The following is an 18,670-nucleotide window of genomic DNA, read 5'->3' on the forward strand; positions in this document are numbered from 1 at the left end:
GAACCGACCTTAGGGCTACACGGGCCCGCGACGCCATCGAATTACGGCGACGTTCGGAACGGGTCATGCCATGCCGTAAAGCGCCTCCAGGTCGACCAGTTGGACACCAAGGTCAGCATGTGCGGCCGCGTGTGCCTTGTCGTTGAAGCCTGCGCCGCTGAGACACATGAGTCGGGTGCTGGTGGTGTCGTAGCGCCCCGCCTGGGCGATGAGGTCGCGGATGTGCTGGAGGCGCTCGATGTGGGCGATGCCCATGGTGTCGTTCCATTTGGCCTCGCCGATGGCGAGGAGCGGTGGCCTGGAGCCGTCGGCGATGCCGATGACCGCCACATCCACCTCGTGTCCGACACGGGCCTTGGGATCGTGCACCACTCCGTGTCCGACCCGGGCGGGCAGACCGCCGATCAGTTCCGGGTCGGCGTGGTGCAGCGCCCAGTCGCGGCAGACTTGTTCGAAATGAGGGCCAAGGACGTTGCTGGTGAAGCGGCGACGACTGGCCTGCCAGACCCGTGCCGCACTGCCGGGGCGTTCCAACTGGTCCCAGACCGGCCGCATGATGGCGTGATAGAAGCCGATCAGCGGCTCGGCGATGCGGTAGGTGGGGCGGTTGTCGCGGAAGGCGTCGGCATCCCGGTGCAACAGGCCGGCGTCTTCGAGGACGTTGATGGGGTGTGCGATGTCGGTGGCCTTGCGTTCCAGATACCCGGCCATACCCCCGCGGGTGGCATTGCCGTCGGCCACTGCGGCCAGCACGGAGAGGTACAGGGCGGTGTCACGCAGGTCGGGCTCTTCCGCGAGCAGATAGCGGGCCTCGCGGAAAAGGGGTGTCTCTGGGTTGAGGACGGTGCGAACGACCCAGTCGTCGAAGTCGTCGGCTCCGTTCGGGGTGTCGCCGCGGGCGAATTCCCGTCGATACGCAGGTGTACCGCCCACGATCGCGTTGACCTGCAGGGCCAGGCGTGGGTCTGTGATGTCCCAGAATTCCGCGGCCATGCGGTGGTCGAGAGGGCGGACAACCAGCTCCAGCCCTGCACGGCCTCGCAGAGGTGCGTTGCCGGCCAGCAGCCTGCCCATGAACGACAGCGCCGAGCCACACAGCAGTAGCCGGGTGCGGGAGCCGCTGCGCTGGTCGCGCAGGGTCCGCAGCGCCTCCTGGATGATCGAGGGGAGCTCCGGATTCGCCTTGGCGAGGTACGGGAACTCGTCGATCACCACCGGCACGGGCCGCTCCGTGCCCAGCGCGAGGAGCGCGTCGACGGCCTCGGCCCAGTCGGAGAAGTGGTACGGACTGGCAGGGCGCACATGCGCGGTGAGCGCAGTGCTGATGCGCCGCAAAGATTCAGCATCGGCGGCCTCAGTCGCCCCGAAGTAGAACCCGCCTGCGGCACGGCAGGCCGCGTCGAGCAAGAAGGTCTTGCCCTGTCGGCGCCGCCCAGAGACCACCCCGAGCGTCGCGCCGGGCTGTTCATCTTCGATGAACCGGGTCAGCGCCGACCATTCGTAGTCGCGGTCGAACATCTCGACGGGCTTGTCCATGGCCTCTCCGAGGCAGATTACAGAAGTACACTTCTATAAACCGTACCCCTATATCGGCGGGCTCTGCATCAGCGCGACAAGTCCAAGGGCATCGAGAGCCTTCCGCCAGTGACCCGAACGACCGCCGGTACGGTGTCTTCACTGACCTGTCCACATGCCAGGCTGAAGGATTGCGCAGCGACTTGAAAACCGATAGTGGATCATGGCCGCGAGCCGCGTAAGCAGCGGACCGTGCGTTTGGCGCTGGGGTGGCCATGCCCGGTAGTCGGCATCTTCGCGTCCCCGTCGGACACGACGCCGAACGGTGGAGCACACTTCGTAGCGAGAAAACCCTGGTCGTCGCCGCGCGTACGGTGACTTCCACCGCACGGGTACTGGAGTGTCTGCCCCCGCTGCTGCGCGGCGACCGCCGCGTGAGCGTCGTCTTCGCCTACGACCCCACATCCGCCTTCAACGACGGTGTCCTCGACCTGTTGCACGACTCCGGATGCCGAGTCATGCCGTGGGACCAGCTGGCCCACATCGCTCCGGACCTGATTCTCTCCGCGAGCGAGAACATCGACGTCCCCGAGGGTTCGTGCCCAGTCCTGGTTCTGCCGCACGGTGTCGGATTCCAGAAACTCGTGCCGGACTCTCGTTCCCCTCACCGGCGGCTGTCCGGCGCCGCCCCCGACTCCTTGCTGGAGACGGGACGCGCCTGGCTGGCCTTGTCCCACCCCGGCCAGGAGGAGCAGCTGCTCGTCTCGCATCCGAAGGCCGCGGGCCGCACTCTGCTCGTGGGGGACGCGAGCTTCGACGAGCTCCGCATCGGCCTACGGCACGTGGCGGCGTTCCGGCGCGCGTTGGGCGTGGCCGATGGACAACGGCTGGTGGTGCTCAGCTCCACCTGGGGACCCACCTCGCTGCTCGGGCAGGCACCGGACCTTCCGGAGCGGCTGCTGGCCGAACTCCCGTACGACGAGTACCGGGTGGCCGCGATCTTCCATCCCAACGTCTGGTCGGCGCACGGTGCCTGGCAGATCCGTGCCCTCCAGGCCGCCGCGCTGGAGGCGGGACTGATAGTGGCCCCGCCTGTGCATGCTTGGCAGTCGGTGCTGTTGGCTGCCTCCGTGGTCATCGGCGACCACGGTTCCGTGACCCTGTACGGGGCATCGCTCGACAAGCCCGTCCTTCTCGGGGCGTTCGGAGCCGATGCTGTGGCAGGCACGGCCATCGACGCCCTTGGCGCATCGGCGCCTCGACTGGATCTACGTGGCCGACTGCTCCCTCAGATCGAAGAGGTGGTCCGCTCCCACGCGCCACGGCGGTACGCCGCTGTTCGAGAGCAGGCCTTCGCGGAGCCGGGACAGGCTCTGTCCCGGCTCCGTGCGGCGCTGTATCACCTGATGAAGCTCCCTGAACCGCCGACCGCATCGCCGCGTTCCCTCACACCACGCAAGTTCGAGCAGGCGCCCGCACCGGTCACGTCGTGGTTGGTGACAACGGCGGTCGAGCCTGCCGAATCCGGCGGAACAGACGCGACCGTCCTCGTCCGCCGCAGCCCCGCAGCCGTGTGCGATGACGTCACCGAGACGACGGATACCTTCATCCATCTCAGCTGCGACGACGAGGAGCGGGACGCGCAGCTGATGGAGAGCGCGTCTGTACTGATCCACCACGGTCCGATGGCGTCATCCGTCTCCGCGCTGCAGTGGGCACGCGACACACTGAACCGGTTTCCCGGCAGCCTCCTGACCGCCGCAGCGGTCCGCGGAGGAGGCTGCCTGGTCGGCCTGCGGGACGGCCGTGCCGTGGAGGCCACGAGCACAGGACAACTGACCGATCCGTGCCTGTTGGCGGCAACTGTCTACACCTGTCTGCGCGCAGGGATGCCGCTGGACGACAGCATCGTCACACTACGTCTCGGCGACCTTCGCGAGGAGGACGTGGCTCTTCGTCTCCGACCGGGGTGGAACGCCGGCTGCAGGTGAGCCGGCTCCGGGAACTCACTGGGCGTCGTCCTGGTCACCGAGGCGCTCACGCAACTGATCCGCGACCGGATTGCCCTCGCCCGTGTAGATCTCCAGGGCTCGGGCCAGATGGTGCCTTACCTCCGTCGGGCTTTTGCCTGTCCGGTCCTTGATGTCGGCCAGGGCGACGTGGGCCTGCGCCTCGTAGTGCACGGCCTCCCGTGCGCGCAGACTCTCGACCGCCTCGGTGAGCTCGGCGATCGCCTCGACCGTCCGGCCCATGTGATCGTGGGCGATGCCGAGCGCGATCGTGGCTCGCGCCGCCATCCGCGCGTCCCGGCAGTTCACCAATGCCTGGCGGGCCTCCCGCAGAGTGTCGAGCGCCACGGCGTGGTCTCCATGAGCGTCCTGGGCGCAGCCGAGGAAGTAGGCGGCGATGGCCGCGCCACGCCGCTCCCCCGCCTCGACGTTGAGTTCGATGGACCGCTGGTAGGCGGCCATGGCCCGGGTGAGATCGAAACGCTCCCAGTACCGGCCGACGAACTCCTGAACCGAGGCCTGCACCACGACATGCCCGGACACCTCGGCGCAGGCGACCGCGCGCTCCAGTTCCCCGCGCGCCTCGTCGAACCTCTCGAGGTCCATCAGTGGCCGCGATCGCATGCTCCGCAGCCGGGCTTCGGCAGCGGGCATCACGCACTCGGCCGCCGCTGCCGCTCCCAGTTCGAGCGACTCGCTCCAGACGGCCAGATGGCGATGGTGCAGGAACAACACAGTGAAGGCCTCGGCCAGTGGCCACACCTCGGTGGCCAGGCCGTGGTTCGCGGCCTCGCGCAACACGGCGAGGACGGTACGGTGTTCGGCTTCCAGCCACTCCACCGGAGCCGGGCCGTCATCGGGCGCAAAGGGATCTTCGGCCTCACGCAGCAGATCCGTCAGATCGGCGATGCGCAGCCGGTCCTGGCGAACAGCCCGGTCGGCGAACGCGGTCAGGACGAGAAAGTGCCGGACAATCCGGTGGATCACGTCGTGCCGCGCCCCGGGTGGCTCGTCCGCCTCGGCCCGCTGCCGTGCGTGCAGCCGTACGAGATCGTGGAAGCGGTAGCGGCCGTCCGTCGCGGTCGCCTCGATCAGACGGGCCGTCTCAAGAGTGCGAAGCAGCGACTGGGCCATCGTCGTGTCCACGTCGGCCGCGACTGCTGCGGTGCCGGCGTCGAAGTCACGCCCAGGGATCCAGGCCGCCCTGCGGTACATCGCGGCCACGTCCGTCGGAAGGTCCCGGTAAGTGAGATCGAAGACGGCAGACACCGAACGCTCCTCTCCCACTGACATCCCTGCCAGCCGACGTGACTCGTCCGCCAGTTCCTCGGCCAACCGGGTCACGCTCAGTCCTGTGGTGGTCTGCAGACGGGCCGCCAGCACGCTCAGGGCTTCCGGCAGGCCACAGCAGAATTCGACGAGGCGTTCGGCCGCCGGCCGGTCCGCGTCCACGGTCTTCGCGCCACACCATTCGGACAGCAGATGCAACCCGCTTGCCCTGTCGAGGGGCTTGAGCTCCAGCAGCTTGGCGCCCGTCATGACGAGTTCGCCCAGCCTGGCGCTGCTGGTGGCCAGGAGGACGCTTCCGGGCCCTTTGGGGATCAGGGACCTGACCTGGGCGGGGTGGCTCACGTTCTCGAAGACGACCAGGAGCCGCCGTCGTGCGGAATGCGTCCGGAACATCGCGATCCGCCCATCCAGCGAAGCCGGAATGGCCGCGTCGCCGATGCCGATCGCCTTGAGGCAGTGCCGGGCGGCCTCGGAGACGTCTGCCCCGCCCGACCTGCCGCTCAAGGTGTCGAAGTCGACGTAGATCTGGCCGCCCGGGAACAGATCGCGGCCCAGTTCCGCCCAGTAACAGACGATCGACGTCTTACCGACGCCGCGGAGTCCGTACACGAGCCCGAGGCCCACGCGGCGCGCCGCCTCCGCGTGCCGAACGCCGAACCAGTCGTCCAGCCGGGCCATGTCCTCCGTGCGATTGACGAAGTCGAAGAGCACCGGGGGTACTTCATCCGGCCACACCTCCGGCCCCGGCTCAGGCGACGGCTGGACGTGGAACGTGATGCCACCATGAATGTGCTGCGCCTGGACACTGGGCCCATGGACGATGCCCGACAGGTCGTTACTGACATGGGCCGTCCCCGAAGCGGGGGCGTCGGGCGAGTTCCCCGGCTCGTTTCTCCTCATTCGCTCGGCGCAGCGCGGCCCGAGGAGCGGGGTGGCTCGCTCGAGAACGTCAGTCCGGAGAACTGCTGCCCCTGAAAGGCCGGTCCGTTCACCGTGCCACTGATGGTGTTGTGGACCGAGACGGACGGCGCATGGCTCCGCTGCGGGTCACATTCGTCCAGCAATTCTCGCAGCTCTCGCGCCGCGGAGGGGTCCGCCCGCAGCACACGGCGCAACCGCAGCCGCCACTCCTCCTCGACGTCCGCGACAGCGTCCTCGTCACCCGCCGCACGGGCGACGAGCAGTTCGTCCCGGGACGCCCGCAACTCCTCGTCCGCCGAGGTCCCTTCATCGCCACCGGCGAACAGGCGAGCGACTCGCTCCCTCATCTGCTCCCAAGCGTCCGAGACCATCAACGTCACTACAGTGGTCGCGCCCGACGCCGCGAGTGCCGCCAACTCTGCTTCCATCGAACCCCCTTGAACGCGCAGTCCTTTTCTACCTCATGGCAAGGCGCGGGACAGATCGGCATGCGGCACCCTCAACCCGATCGCGTGAGGGGCGCCCGCCTACGACAGCGTGAAGTACCCAGCACTGTCCAGGTGCCGAGACCTGCCGGCAGAACACGTCGCAGCTCTCGGCACCGGCGGCCCCGGCGTCAGGCCTTCGTGCAGTCGTGGCCGTTGAGGGTGAAGTCGTACCCGGGGGAGTTCTTGCCGCGCCAGGAGGAGAGGAAGCCGAAGGCGAGGGAGCCGTCGGCGGGGACGGTCTTGTTGTAGTCGGCGGCGGTGGCGGTGACGCGGGAGCCGTCCTGGGCGAAGCTCGCGTCCCACATCTGGCCGACCTGCTGGCCGTCCTTGAAGGACCAGGCGACGCGCCAGTTGTCCAGGGCCGAGGTGGTGGTGATGGTGACGGTGGCCTGGAAGCCGTCGGGCCACTGGTTGACCAGGTCGTAGGCGACCTCGCAGGTGGCCGGGTCGCTCGTCCCGGGGTCCGGGTCGCCGCCGCGGGCGGTGGACGAGGTGGTGCCCTGGGGTTCCGGGTCGGGCCCCTTGTCGTCGGAAAGGTCCGAGGAACCGGTCGCCGACGGCTCGGGCGAGACCGTCGCCGAGGGCCGCCCGCTGGTGGACGGTTCGGAGACGCTGGGGACGGCCACCGGCTGGCGGTCGGAACCGTCGGTGGGTCCCGCGGCGCCGTCGTCGGTGGTGCCGCCGGGCATCATCGACACGGCGAGTGCCAGCAGGGAGACGATGACGGCGGCGACGAGGAGACCGCCCCGCACGACGCGCGCCTTGTGCGCACCGGGGTTCGGGGGCGCGTCCGCGTCCGCGGAGTCCGGGCGCCCGGCACCGAGTCGTACCTCGGCGGCTCTGCGGCGGCGCTCCAGATAGGCGAGGCCGCCCCAGCCGATCACCCCGCCGGCGAGTGCGGCGGGCAGTCCTCCGCCGTGCAGCCGCAGACAGGCGGCGGCTTCCGCGCACTCCACGCACCGGGCGAGGTGGCGGGAGAGGTCCTCCGGGGTGTCGGCGAGGGGGGAGCGGGTGACCGCGTCGAGCAGCCGGGCGTAGCTGCGGCACTGCGCGGCCATCGGTGTGTCGAGGTGGGCGCGGTGGCAGCGGTCCCGGAACAGGACCCGCACCTGGTCGAGTTCGTCGGAGACCGACGCCGGGTCGAGGCCGAGCCGGCGGGCCACGACGGACATCGGCAGGGCCTCCACCTCGGCCAGCCACAGCAGCGCCGCGTCCGGTTCCTGCATGTCACGCAGGCCGCGCAGCGCGAGCGGGCGGTGCAGCGGAGGTCCGGTGTAGCGTTCGGCCTTGTCCGAGTTGAGCCACAGCCGCAGCTCCGGGTCGAGCTTGTGGCCCTGGCCGTCGGTCTCCCAGGCCGCCGCGGTGGTCCGAACGGCCGTCAGCAGTAAGGGAATCCGCGGCAGCCGGGCCGGGCGGCGGCCGGCGTTCCTGGGCGTGCCGCTCTCACCGGCGCGGGCCTCGCGTATGCCGAGCGCGAAGGCCTCGGTGGCCAGCCGGGTGGCCGCGACGGATCCGGCCGTGCACAGGTCGGCGTACGAGAGCACCGCGTCCCAGCACTCGGAGAACAGCGCGGCCTCGGTGGCGTCCTGAGGGGTCGGCAGGTCGGGCATGGGTCTCCTGCATCCACGAGCGAGGTCAACTCACTATATTGGCAACGGAGTTGGGGGAAACCTCGCGGCAGACCACGAGCCTTTCACGTTCTCGACACAACTGACAAGCGCGCTATTCAAATCCGGCGCCCGCCCCGTCCCCGGATCAGCGGCGCGGCTGCTCCACCGCCACGACCCGTCCGCCGGCGTCGAGATACTCCGTCCTGTACTGCTCCACCCACTCTTCGCTGCTACGAGAGTCATACGGAAGGAACGCCAAGAAGTATCGATCCCGGCCGACATTGATGTGATTCAGTGTCCGGCCGCCCTCCCAGGTGACCTTCACCGCGACCGCCCCTCGAGGCGCACGGCCGTAGACCGTGACCCAGTCGGTCAGCCCGTTCGTGTCCACGGTGGCCCAGTTCGTCCGCTGGACGGCGTAGTCACCGCCCCGGCTGCACTCCGACCAGCCCTGCTCCAAGCGCTTCCCGTCACGGTCGAGGACCCGGAGGTACTTGCAGGTCCCGCCAGACCGGTTCGGTGCCGACCAGTACTGCATCCGCACGCCGTCCGGCGCGGTGCCCGCGAACAGCATGGTCGCCCGGTCGGTGTCCGGTTCCAGACCCTCTGAACCCGGCCCGCCGCTCGCCCGGTTGAGCCCCCAGCCCACATCGTCGGGGATCACGCCCGTGGCCTCGGCGGCCAGCCCGCCGGCACCCAGGGCGGCGACGACCGCGACGCCGATCACCCAGCGGCGCCGGTGCGTCCGCGGGCGCTCCTCGGCGAGGATGCGGGCCAGCGCCGTCCGGTCCGGGGGGCATTCCGCGGTCACCGGGTTCGCCGGGCCCAGCAGCTGACGTACCCGCTCCTCGCTCTCGGCCGTGTTCGTCATGCCCGCTCCCCCTTCAGCCCGGCCAGCTCTCCGCTTGCTCTCGGTTCCTCCCTGCGCGCCAACTCCCGTTCCAGGCGCTGCCGGGCGCGATGCAGCCGTACGGCGAAGGTGCGTGCCGAGCAGCCGACGACCTGGGCCGCGGCGGCGGTGTCGAGGCCGTCCCAGGCGATGAGCCGCAGGGTTTCCTGATCGCTGTCCGACAGCGCGGCGAGCGCCTGGCGCAGATGCAGGGCCTCGACCACTCCCCCTGCGTGGTCGGGTGCCGTCGGCGCCGCGGGGGCGACGCGGCCCAGGCGTGCGGTCAGCCGGCCGCCGCGGCGCTGTCCGCGCAGCTGGTTGGCGAGGACGTTGCGGGCCACGGCGTAGAGCCACGGCAGTTCCTCATCGTGCCCGCGAGGCACTTTGTCGATACGTCGCCAGGTGACGAGGAACGTCTCGGCTGCCACGTCCTGCGCGGTCTCCGCATCCGCCACGCGACGCCGGGCGAAGTTCAGCACCCGCCCGTAGTACGCCGCGTAGAGCGTGCGGAGTCTTTCCTCAGGTGTTCCGTCGTCCGGCACACCCGCCCCCTTCCGTCCGCCGTCCGTTGAGACACCTCTCTATGTCCGGCGGCACGGCGGGAGTTACACCTCGACCGGCTCCTGCGCCGAAAGGCTGTCCATGAAGGAGCTGACGGAGAACACCGCGCGGCCGGGTCCGGGCGGGCCGTATCCGGGCGGCGAGGACAGGCCGAACTCGTCCATGGTGGCGCGGTAGGCCTCCAGGAGCCGGATGTGGTACTCCAGCGGGGCGCCCTGCGGGTTGGCCTTGCCGAGCGGGGTCGTCGGCTCGGGGCACCAGGTGGTGAACCGGGGTGTGATGCCCTGCGACATGAAGAAGCGCAGGCCCTCGGTGGTCGACGCGATCGCCTCGTCGACCGTCGTGAACCCGAACGGCTCGGCCATCTCCACGCCCGCCACGAAGTTGGGGATCACATTGCGGGCGCCGAAGACCTCCGCTGAGTCGAGGATCCGCTTGTGCCACTCGTCGCGGCCGACATAGCGCTCCTTGCCCGGGCAGTACATCTTGAAGAGGTACTCGTCCCACACCTCGTAGTTCGGGTGGTAGATCTGCACGCCGTAGTCCTTGAACCGCTGGACGTCGTCACGCGGCAGCGCCTGCGCCACCACCTTGCCGATCCAGCGGCCCGGGAAGCGCTCCTCGATGGCCTTGGCGTAGTGGCCGTAGAAGTCGGCCTCGTCGCGGCCGGAGACCGTCTTGGTGATCGCGCCGCCGGTGAGCGTGTAGGCGGTGGACGCCTTCGCGGTGTCGTAGCGGTCGATGATCTCCAGCGCCTCCAGGACCTCCTCCACGTCCTTGACGCCCGTGTACGGCCGCCCGGCCGCCTTGTGCTGGCGCCAGTTGTGGTTGATGTCGCAGTACTGGCACTCCTCCTTGGCGCCGAAGTACTGGCAGACCCGGAAGACGGTGAGATAGATCAGGTAGCCCCACTGGATGGTCGGGGCGACCTCCATCACGGACTTCCCGTTGGACAGGGTGTGCCGGTAGTACTCCGGCATGGGCGGCACCCCGACGTCGGAGATCCGCTTCCCGTCGAGGTAGAGCCCGAGCATCCCGTCCTCGTCGGCGGCCACGCGGTACGGCGACGACGGGTTCACCCGCACCGAGACCACGGTCCGCCGCAGGTCGTACGGCCCTCCGGTGAGGATGATCTCCTCCGGCGGGCGGCGCAGCGCGGCCTCGCCCAGCTCGGGCAGGGTGCCGTGGTCGAAGGAGAAGATGAAGTACGACTTCGGCTTGACCTCGCCGCCTTCGTTGTCGCTGAGGGCCGACGGGTCGAAAGCAACCCCGCCCCGGAGCAGATCCTCTTTGAAGACGGCCTCCCGCGGCACATGCGGAAAGCGCTCCATCAGATCCTCGACCAGCGCGGTACGGCTGCCCATCCCGTGTCTCCTCCCGGCTCAGGCGTTCGACTCCTCACGGTATGCCCCCGTGCGAGCGGAGGTGGGGGCGGGGGGCCCTGTGTTTCCGGTCAGGGTAGTTTCCACCTGGGGATTCCCGGTTTTCGCATTCCTGGTTCCGGGATTCCTGGTTCTCGTATTCCTCGGGAGGGGCGACCGCATGGCCGAGACCGTGACCAACTGGGCGGGCAACATCACGTACACCGCCAAGGAGCTGCACCGCCCGCACTCGCTGGACGCACTGCGCGCGCTCGTGACGGGCAGTGACCGGGTGCGGGTGCTGGGCAGCGGGCACTCTTTCAACGAGATCGCCGAGCCGGGCGTCGAGGGGGCGCTGGTGTCGCTGGGCGGCCTGCCCGTCGAGGTCGAGGTCGACGCGGCGGCGCGCACGGTGCGGGTCGGCGGCGGGGTCCGGTACTCCGAGCTGGCCCGCCAGGTGCACGAGCGGGGTTTCGCGCTGCCGAACATGGCGTCCCTGCCGCACATCTCGGTGGCCGGTTCGGTGGCGACCGGTACGCATGGGTCGGGCATCCGCAACGGGTCGCTCGCCGCGCCGGTGCGTGAGGTGGAGATCGTCACGGCGGACGGGTCGACCGTCGTCATCGGGCGGGACGACGAACGGTTCGGCGGGGCGGTGACCTCGCTCGGCGCGCTCGGTGTCGTCACCGCGCTCACCCTCGACCTGGAGCCGTCCTACGACGTCGAGCAGCACCTGTTCACCGAACTGCCGCTGGCCGGGCTGGACTTCGACACGCTCGAGACGGTGCTGGCGGCGGCGTACAGCGTCAGCCTCTTCACCGACTGGCGCGAGCCCGGCTTCCGGCAGGTGTGGCTGAAGCGGCGCACCGACCAGCCGCTGCCCGACTTCCCGTGGGCCGCGCCCGCCACCGAGAAGCTGCACCCCGTGCCGGGCATGCCCGCGGTCAACTGCACGGAGCAGTTCGGCGTGCCGGGGCCGTGGCATGAGCGGCTGCCGCACTTCCGGGCCGAGTTCACGCCCAGCAGCGGCGCCGAGCTGCAGTCGGAGTACCTGCTGCCACGCTCGTACGCCCTCGACATGCTGCACGCGCTGGACGCGATCCGTACGACGCTTGCTCCCGTCCTGCAGACCTGCGAGGTGCGGACGGTCGCCGCGGACACGCAGTGGCTGAGCCCGGCGTACGGGCGGGACACCGTGGCCGTGCACTTCACCTGGGTCGAGGACACGGACGCGGTGCTGCCGGTGGTGCGGCGGGTGGAGGAGGCGCTGGACGGGCTCGACGCACGGCCGCACTGGGGGAAGGTGTTCTCCGCACTCCCGTTGGGCCGGTATCCGCGGCTCGGCGACTTCCGGGCGCTGGCCCAAGTACTCGACCCCGGCGGCAAATTCGCCAACGCCTTCGTGCGGGACATCCTGGCCGGCTGAACCGCGCGGGACTTTCTATACCCCCTTTCCTAACCCCTTGTCGAAAGTCCTCGCAGCCCATAGCCTTGCGCCGCGCCGGTGCCGACGTAGACCCCGGCCTGGCTGGGAAGGGATGGGCTGCTCCGGTGAAGCGCACCTCACGTGACATCCGCACCGCGAACCGCTACGAGGTGCTGCGCCAGATCATCGCCGAGTCGCCCACCTCCCGGCAGGAGCTGGCCGCCGCCACGGGACTGAGCCTGGCCACGGTCGCCACGCTCGTCGGGGAGCTGCTCGACCTCCGCATGATCACGGAGGTCGGGTTCGAGGACTCGGCGGGGGGCAGGCCCCGGGGACTCGTGGCCGTCAACGCGTCGGGGGGCGCGTTGATCGGTGTCGACATCGCGGAGACGTACGTCCATGTCGAGCTGTTCGACCTCGGGCTGAACGTGCTCGCCCGCGCCGACGAGGACATGCGCCCCGGTGAGAGCCTCCCGGAGCAGGTCGTCGCCCATGTCGCCGCGGCCGTCGGTTCGGTGGTCGCGCAGGCCGGGATCGAGGGCGCGCGCGTGCTCGGCGTCGGGGTGAGCGTGCCGGGGCAGGTGGACCGCGACACCGGGACCTCCGAGTACGCGCCCAACTGGGACTGGCACGATGTGCCGCTGCTCGATCTGCTGTCCGAGGTCATCGCCTACCCCCTCCATCTGGACAATCCGCTGCGTGCCGGCGCGGTCGCCGAAATGTGGTTCGGGGCGGCGCGCGGGCGCGGGGACACGGTGGTGGTCAACCTCGGAACAGGGGTCGGCGCCGGGCTCGCGCTCGGCGGCGGGCTGTACCGGGGGGTGAGCAACAGCGCCGGCGAGTGGGGCCACACCACGCTCGTCCTGGACGGACGACTGTGCCGCTGCGGCAACCACGGTTGTGTGGAGGCCTACGTCGGCGCGGCCGGGATCATGCTGAACCTGCGGGAGTTGAGCCCGCAGAGCCCGCTGCTGCACCCGGACGACCAGACGGCCACCATCGACGCGCTGGCCCGCGGCGTGGCCGCGAACGACCCCGTGGCCCTGAAGGTCGTACGGGAAACTGCCCGCTATATCGGCGCCGGCATCGCCAACCTGGTCAACGTCCTCAACCCCGAAGTGGTCGTGCTCAGCAGCTGGGTCGCCCGCACGCTCGGCGAACCGCTGCTGCACGAAGTGCGCGAGGCCGTGGCCCGGCACGCGCTCAAGCGGCCCCTGGCCGCCACCGAGATCGTCCTCTCCCCCATCCCCACCGACCCGGCGTGCCTGGGCGCGGCCACGTTCGCACTCGAAGGCGCACTGCAGTCCCTGGGACAGAGGACCGCTACAAAGCGCACCACCCCCGCAAGGAGCCGTACCGCACCACCTTCATGACGACGGAAGGGATGCACGTGACTCACCCCCGCACCACTCACCCCCGCAAGAGATCGGCCCTCCTGACAGCCGCAGCCGCACTCGCTGTCGCCGGCCCTCTCATATCCGCCCCGCCCGCGAGCGCCGCCGACCCGGTGGCCGCGGAAGTCTCTCCCTACGCCGCCCAGACCATCGACAACATCGGTGCGTCCGGCGCCTGGTGGGTCAACGACCTGAAGAACTTCGACCCCAAGGTCCAGGCCCGGGTGGCGAAGCTGCTCTTCTCGTCGCAGGGCCTCGACCTCAGCAACTACCGCTACAACATCGGCGGTGGCGGCACGGCGGTCACCACCCCGTCCCGCGCCCCGGAGGACTTCCGGAACGACGACGGGACGTACGACTGGAGCAAGGACAAGGGCGGCCGTACGTTCCTGTCCTACGCCGCGAAGTACGGCGTCGAGAACCTCGTCGCCTTCGTGAACAGCGCGCCCGCCGAGTGGAAGACCAACGGCAAGAGCTGCGGCGGCTATCTGAAGGCGGAGAACGAGCAGGACTTCGCGAAATACATCGCCGATGTCACCGACCACTTCGCCAAGCGGGGCCAGCGGTTCGACCACATCAGCCCCTTCAACGAGCCGACGAACAGCTTCGACTCCTGCGGCCAGGAGGGCATGCTCGTCGACGTCGACCAGCGCGACGACATCGTGCGGGCGCTCGGCGCCGAGCAGGACGCACGGCGCCAGAAGACCGGCATCATCGCCGACGAGTCCACCAGCACGGTCAAGTTCAACGACGAGGTCCCCCGCTGGATTTCACAGCCGGGCACGGCCCAGTACGTCGACAAGCTCGCCCACCACACCTACGACAACCCCAGCGACGCCAACCGCGCGAAGGTCTACGAGACCGCCAAGAACGCCGGCATCGAGTCCTGGTCCACCGAGGTCTGCTGCTTCGGCAAGGGCGGCACCGGCTGGGCGCAGGAGTACGACCCGACGATCGACGGCGGTCTGAACCTCTCCCGGATCATCTACAAGGACTTCGCGACCGCGCACGACTCGGCGTTCCACTGGTGGGTCGCCCTGTCGGAGATGATCGGCACCGACCCGTACGCGAAGAACGACTCCGGCTGGAACGACGGCCTGATCTACTACGACCCCGATTACGCCACGAACGGCAACCAGACCCTGTACTTCACCAAGCGCTACTACGCGCTCGGCCAGTACAGCAAGTTCGTCAAGCCGGGCTCGGTCGCACACAACGTGACGGGCGTGCCGGACGGCGTCGAGGTGTCGACGTACGACCGCGACGGCAAGTGGGTCGTGGTGGTCAACAACCACAATGCGACGGACAGTTCGCTGAAGTTGCACTTCAACAGCAAGACACCGGTGCGGGCTTCGCAGGCCGTGCGGACGTCGGCGGACGAGAACTGGGCGAAGGTGGCCAAGCCGGCAGTGCGCGGCTCGACCGTCTCCGCCTCGCTCCCCGGCCGGTCCATCACGACGTACGTCCTCGACCAGAAGGGCCGCGGCAGTTCGGCGATCACGGGTGCGCTGCAGGGGCAGCAGTCCGGGAAGTGCCTGACGGCGGACGCCTCCGGGGCCGCGATCAACGCCTGCACGGGCGAGGACGCGCAGGACTGGTCGTACGACGCGAAGGGCGCGCTGAAGGGCGCGGGCGGCTATCTGACGGCCGGAAGTGCGGGCCTGACGACCAGCGCGGCCTTCACGGGTGACGCCGGTCACCGCTGGCTGCTCAACTCCAACGGGCAGATCGTGAACGAGGCGTCCGGGACATGTCTGGACGTCGGCGGCCAGGCGACGGCCGACGGCAGCAAGGTGGGCCTTTGGTCCTGCAACGGCGGGACGAACCAGGCCTGGTTCCGTCAGTAACCCTTCCTGATCGATGAGTTGGCGGGCCGCTGGTGCGGCGGCCCGCCACCCCGTACGTCCGGTATCCCGAACGCCACACAACGCTTCGAGCAGACTTCGTCCAACCCCTTGCCGAAGGCTTAGCCGAAGGTTAACGTCCCGCACCGCAAGCCGAATTGAGCCACCGGTTGAGCCACCGGCCGTCGCGCCGTGGAGCCGCAGCCGTACTCGAGACAAGGACGTCAACATGTCGGCACTGAGCAACATCAACATGGACCGCCGATCCGTACTGCGGGCCGCGATGGGTCTGGCCGCCGCCGGCGGGCTGGCCGCGTGCGGCGGCAACACCGGGCGGGCCGGAGGAGGTTCGGGCGAGGGCCTCGTCCAGTACTTCCACGCATACGGCGAGGCCGGTGTCGAGCAGGCCGTCAAGAAGTACGCAAAGGCCTACGACAAGGCCAACGTGACCACGCAGTGGATCACCGGCAACAACTTCGAGCAGAAGCTGTTCGCCGCGTTGCTCACCAAGAACGCGCCGGACGTCTTCGAGTTCCACCCGCAGATCCAGCTCATCAAGAGCGGTCAGGTGGCGGACCTGACCGACATCATCGAGCCGGTCAAGGCCGACTTCAACGCGGCCGACATCACGTCGCACACGGTCGACGGCAAGATATACGGCGTCCGGATGATCGACGACCCGCAGTTCTTCTTCTACCGGCCCTCGCTGTTCGAGAAGGCGAAGGTCGAGGTGCCGACCACGCTGGAGGAGCTGATCGAGGCCGCAGCCAAGCTCAAGACCGGCAAGGTCAAGGGCGCCTACCTCGGCAACGACCTCACCCCGGTCCAGCACAACCTGATCTGGTCGGCCGGCGCCGAGACGCTCACCGCGGACAACAAGGCCGCCTTCAACACCGACGCCGTCGCCGAGGGCCTCAAGCAGCTGCGTGGCCTGTTCACCAGCGGCGACCTGCTCCTCGGCGCCCCCGCGGACTGGTGGGACCCGTCGGCCTTCACCCAGGGCCTGACGGCGATCCAGTGGTGCGGCATGTGGGCGATGCCCGCGATGATCGAGGCGCTCGGCGACGACATCGGCATCTTCCCGTTCCCGAAGGTCGGGTCCGCCGGCAAGGAGTCGGTCTACAACGGCGGCTGGTCCATGTTCGTCAACGCCAAGAGCAAGAACGTCGAGGCGGCCAAGGAGTACGTGAAGTGGCTGTGGATCGACCAGAAGGAGTACCAGGAGGACTTCGCCACCTCCTACGGCTTCCACATCCCGCCGCGCACCTCGCTCGCCGAATCCGCCACCAAGCTGAAGTCCGGCCTTCCGGCCGAGGGCGTGAAGCTGTTCAACGAGTTCGGCCACTTCGACAACATCGGCTGGACCCAGGCCATGATCGCCGCGGTCAACGACGTGATGGCGAACTCCGTCCGCAAGGACAGTGACCCCAAGGCTCAGCTCGCCGCCGCTGAGAAGAAGGTCAACGCCGAGCTCAAGAAGCTCTTCGGATAGGCCCCCGGACGGATCTCGACATGTCGACCACCACCACACCCGGGGTCGCCAAGAACCCCGCCCCGGCCAAGGTCTCCAAGGCCCGGCCGCGGCGGGGCCTCAAGGCGAACAGCACCTTCAACTTCTGGCTCTTCACCGGCCCGTTCCTGATCGGCCTGGTGATCTTCGTCTTCGTGCCGATCGGCTGGAGCCTGTATCTCAGCTTCTTCGAGGCACGGTTCACGGTCACGCCGAGCGAGTTCGTCGGCCTGGAGAACTACAAGCAGATCCTGTCGGACACGGACTTCAGGAACTCCCTCGTCACCTTCACCGTCTTCGCGGCGTTCATCGTGCCCACCACCTGGGCGCTGTCGCTCGGGCTGGCGCTGATGGTGAACCGGCTGCGGTTCATGCAGGCGTTCTTCCGGTCGGTGTTCTTCCTGCCGACCGCGGTCAGCTACGCGGCCGCCGCGCTGATCTGGAAGATGTCCATCTTCAACGGCGTCCGCTTCGGCATGGCCAACACGTTCCTCGGCTGGTTCGGGGTCGAGAACATCGCCTGGCTCGACAATCCCGATCCGCCCTGGTACTGGCTGGTCATCGTGACCGTCCGGCTCTGGCTGCAGGCCGGTTTCTACATGATCCTCTTCCTGGCGGCGCTGCAGAACATCCCCAGGGAGCTGTACGAGGCCGCCGCCATCGACGGCGCCAAGCCGGGCTGGCAGACCTTCCGCTACATCACACTGCCCCAGCTGCGGGCGACGTCCACCGCGGTGATCCTGCTGCTGCTCATCGCCGCCTACCAGGCCTTCGACGAGTTCTTCATCCTGCTCGGCAAGGCCACATGGGGCATGCCGCCACTGGTCGAGCTGTACAAGATGGCGCTGGGCGAGAACCAGAACTACGGCGCGGGCAGCGCGGGTGCGCTGGTCCTGACCGTGCTCATCTGCCTCGTGACCCTGCTCCAGGGCAAGATCATGGGCTTCGGAAGGGGGGACGAGTCCCAGTGACCACCACAGCACCCGACGTCAGGAAGCCGGCGAAGGCCAAGCGCCCCGGTGGCGTCATGAGCAATACCGGTCTGTACATCGCGACCTGCGTGGCCGCCGTCCTCTTCCTCATCCCGTTCTATCTGATCGTCCGCAACGCCTTCATGACGGACCCGGAGATCACGGGCGAGGAGTGGAAGTGGTTCCCCACCGACATCCAGTGGGGCAACGTCACCGAGCCGTTCGACGACGTCACGGTCGACTTCGCCCGGTCGATGTGGAACTCGCTGGTCGTCGCCGTCCTGCACACCACGGGCATCCTCCTGATCTGCTCGCTGGCCGGATACGGCCTCGCCCGCATCCCGTACAAGCACGCCAACAAGGTCTTCTACGTCGTACTGGCCACCCTGATGGTGCCCACAGCCGTGACCTTCGTGCCGAGCTTCGTGCTCGTCTCGTCGCTCGGCTGGGTGGACACCTACCGCGGTCTGATCATTCCGGGCCTGTTCAGTGGTTTCACCTGCTTCCTGTTCCGGCAGTACTTCTTGGGGTTCCCGAAGGAGCTGGAGGAGGCGGCGCGTGTGGACGGGCTCGGTTACTGGGGCGCGTACTGGCGTGTCGTCGTGCCCAACTCGCTGAACTTCTTCGCGGCGATCGCGACGATCACCTTCATCGCGGGCTGGAACGCCTTCCTGTGGCCCCTGGTCATCGGCCAGGATCCCAGCGCGTGGACGGTGCAGGTCGCTCTCTCGACGTACGCGACCAACCAGTCCGTCAACTACCACCTGATCTTCATGGCCACGGCCATTTCCATCCTGCCCCTGGTGTTCGTGTTCCTCTTCCTCCAACGCTGGCTGGTCCAGGGGATCGCGCAGACCGGCATCAAGGGCTGACCTAGGAGA

At 68.7% G+C, this 18,670-nt stretch carries 14 protein-coding genes; 7 read left to right on the forward strand and 7 right to left on the reverse strand.

Features of this window, described 5'->3' with window-relative positions; all coding sequences use genetic code 11:
* Positions 1-63: 63 nt before the first annotated feature.
* Positions 64-1,536, reverse strand: coding sequence for an ATP-binding protein (locus AB0I98_RS07640; RefSeq protein WP_362936743.1), 1,473 nt, complete (start codon positions 1,534-1,536; stop codon positions 64-66).
* Between the two features lie 254 nt (positions 1,537-1,790).
* Between AB0I98_RS07640 and AB0I98_RS07645 the strand changes: the two genes are divergently transcribed.
* Complete coding sequence (locus AB0I98_RS07645; protein WP_362936746.1) at positions 1,791-3,506, forward strand: hypothetical protein; 1,716 nt, start codon at positions 1,791-1,793, stop codon at positions 3,504-3,506.
* A gap of 15 nt (positions 3,507-3,521) precedes the next feature.
* Here AB0I98_RS07645 and AB0I98_RS07650 read toward each other — a convergent pair whose 3' ends face one another.
* The 6 genes from AB0I98_RS07650 to AB0I98_RS07675 form a co-directional block, all read right to left on the reverse strand.
* A complete protein-coding gene (locus tag AB0I98_RS07650) occupies positions 3,522-5,525 on the reverse strand; it encodes a hypothetical protein (RefSeq protein ID WP_362936749.1) in 2,004 nt (667 codons plus the stop codon).
* A 185-nt stretch (positions 5,526-5,710) separates the two neighbouring features.
* A complete protein-coding gene (locus AB0I98_RS07655; protein WP_362936752.1) occupies positions 5,711-6,163 on the reverse strand; it encodes a hypothetical protein in 453 nt (150 codons plus the stop codon).
* Positions 6,164-6,351: 188 nt separating this feature from the next.
* On the reverse strand, positions 6,352-7,833 hold the full coding sequence (locus tag AB0I98_RS07660; protein ID WP_362936755.1) for a cellulose-binding domain-containing protein: 1,482 nt from the start codon (positions 7,831-7,833) through the stop codon (positions 6,352-6,354).
* A 145-nt stretch (positions 7,834-7,978) separates the two neighbouring features.
* Positions 7,979-8,704, reverse strand: coding sequence for a hypothetical protein (locus tag AB0I98_RS07665; protein ID WP_362936757.1), 726 nt, complete (start codon positions 8,702-8,704; stop codon positions 7,979-7,981).
* Entirely contained in the window at positions 8,701-9,264 is a 564-nt protein-coding gene (locus tag AB0I98_RS07670; protein WP_362936759.1) for a sigma-70 family RNA polymerase sigma factor, read from the reverse strand. Before AB0I98_RS07670 ends, AB0I98_RS07665 begins: the two co-directional genes overlap by 4 nt.
* Before the next feature lie 63 nt (positions 9,265-9,327).
* Complete coding sequence (locus tag AB0I98_RS07675; RefSeq protein ID WP_362936762.1) at positions 9,328-10,647, reverse strand: radical SAM protein; 1,320 nt, start codon at positions 10,645-10,647, stop codon at positions 9,328-9,330.
* Positions 10,648-10,825: 178 nt separating this feature from the next.
* Between AB0I98_RS07675 and AB0I98_RS07680 the strand changes: the two genes are divergently transcribed.
* The 6 genes from AB0I98_RS07680 (at position 10,826) to AB0I98_RS07705 (ending at position 18,661) form a co-directional block, all read left to right on the forward strand.
* Positions 10,826-12,070 carry an FAD-binding protein gene (locus AB0I98_RS07680; protein WP_362936765.1) on the forward strand — a complete coding sequence of 415 codons (1,245 nt, stop codon included), beginning with the start codon at positions 10,826-10,828 and terminating at the stop codon, positions 12,068-12,070.
* 125 nt (positions 12,071-12,195) lie between these two features.
* Positions 12,196-13,443, forward strand: a complete 1,248-nt coding sequence (locus AB0I98_RS07685) for an ROK family transcriptional regulator (protein WP_362936768.1) — start codon at positions 12,196-12,198, stop codon at positions 13,441-13,443.
* A gap of 11 nt (positions 13,444-13,454) precedes the next feature.
* A complete protein-coding gene (locus tag AB0I98_RS07690) occupies positions 13,455-15,311 on the forward strand; it encodes a glycoside hydrolase (protein WP_362936771.1) in 1,857 nt (618 codons plus the stop codon).
* A 226-nt stretch (positions 15,312-15,537) separates the two neighbouring features.
* Positions 15,538-16,800 (forward strand): sugar ABC transporter substrate-binding protein, encoded by a 1,263-nt coding sequence (locus AB0I98_RS07695; protein ID WP_362936774.1) that lies wholly within the window; start codon positions 15,538-15,540, stop codon positions 16,798-16,800.
* A gap of 20 nt (positions 16,801-16,820) precedes the next feature.
* Positions 16,821-17,789 (forward strand): sugar ABC transporter permease, encoded by a 969-nt coding sequence (locus AB0I98_RS07700; RefSeq protein ID WP_362936777.1) that lies wholly within the window; start codon positions 16,821-16,823, stop codon positions 17,787-17,789.
* Positions 17,786-18,661, forward strand: a complete 876-nt coding sequence (locus AB0I98_RS07705; RefSeq protein WP_362936780.1) for a carbohydrate ABC transporter permease — start codon at positions 17,786-17,788, stop codon at positions 18,659-18,661. Before AB0I98_RS07700 ends, AB0I98_RS07705 begins: the two co-directional genes overlap by 4 nt.
* Positions 18,662-18,670: the final 9 nt, after the last annotated feature.

It is taken from the genome of Streptomyces sp. NPDC050211, from assembly GCF_040656035.1.
In the GTDB taxonomy this organism is placed as follows: domain Bacteria; phylum Actinomycetota; class Actinomycetes; order Streptomycetales; family Streptomycetaceae; genus Streptomyces.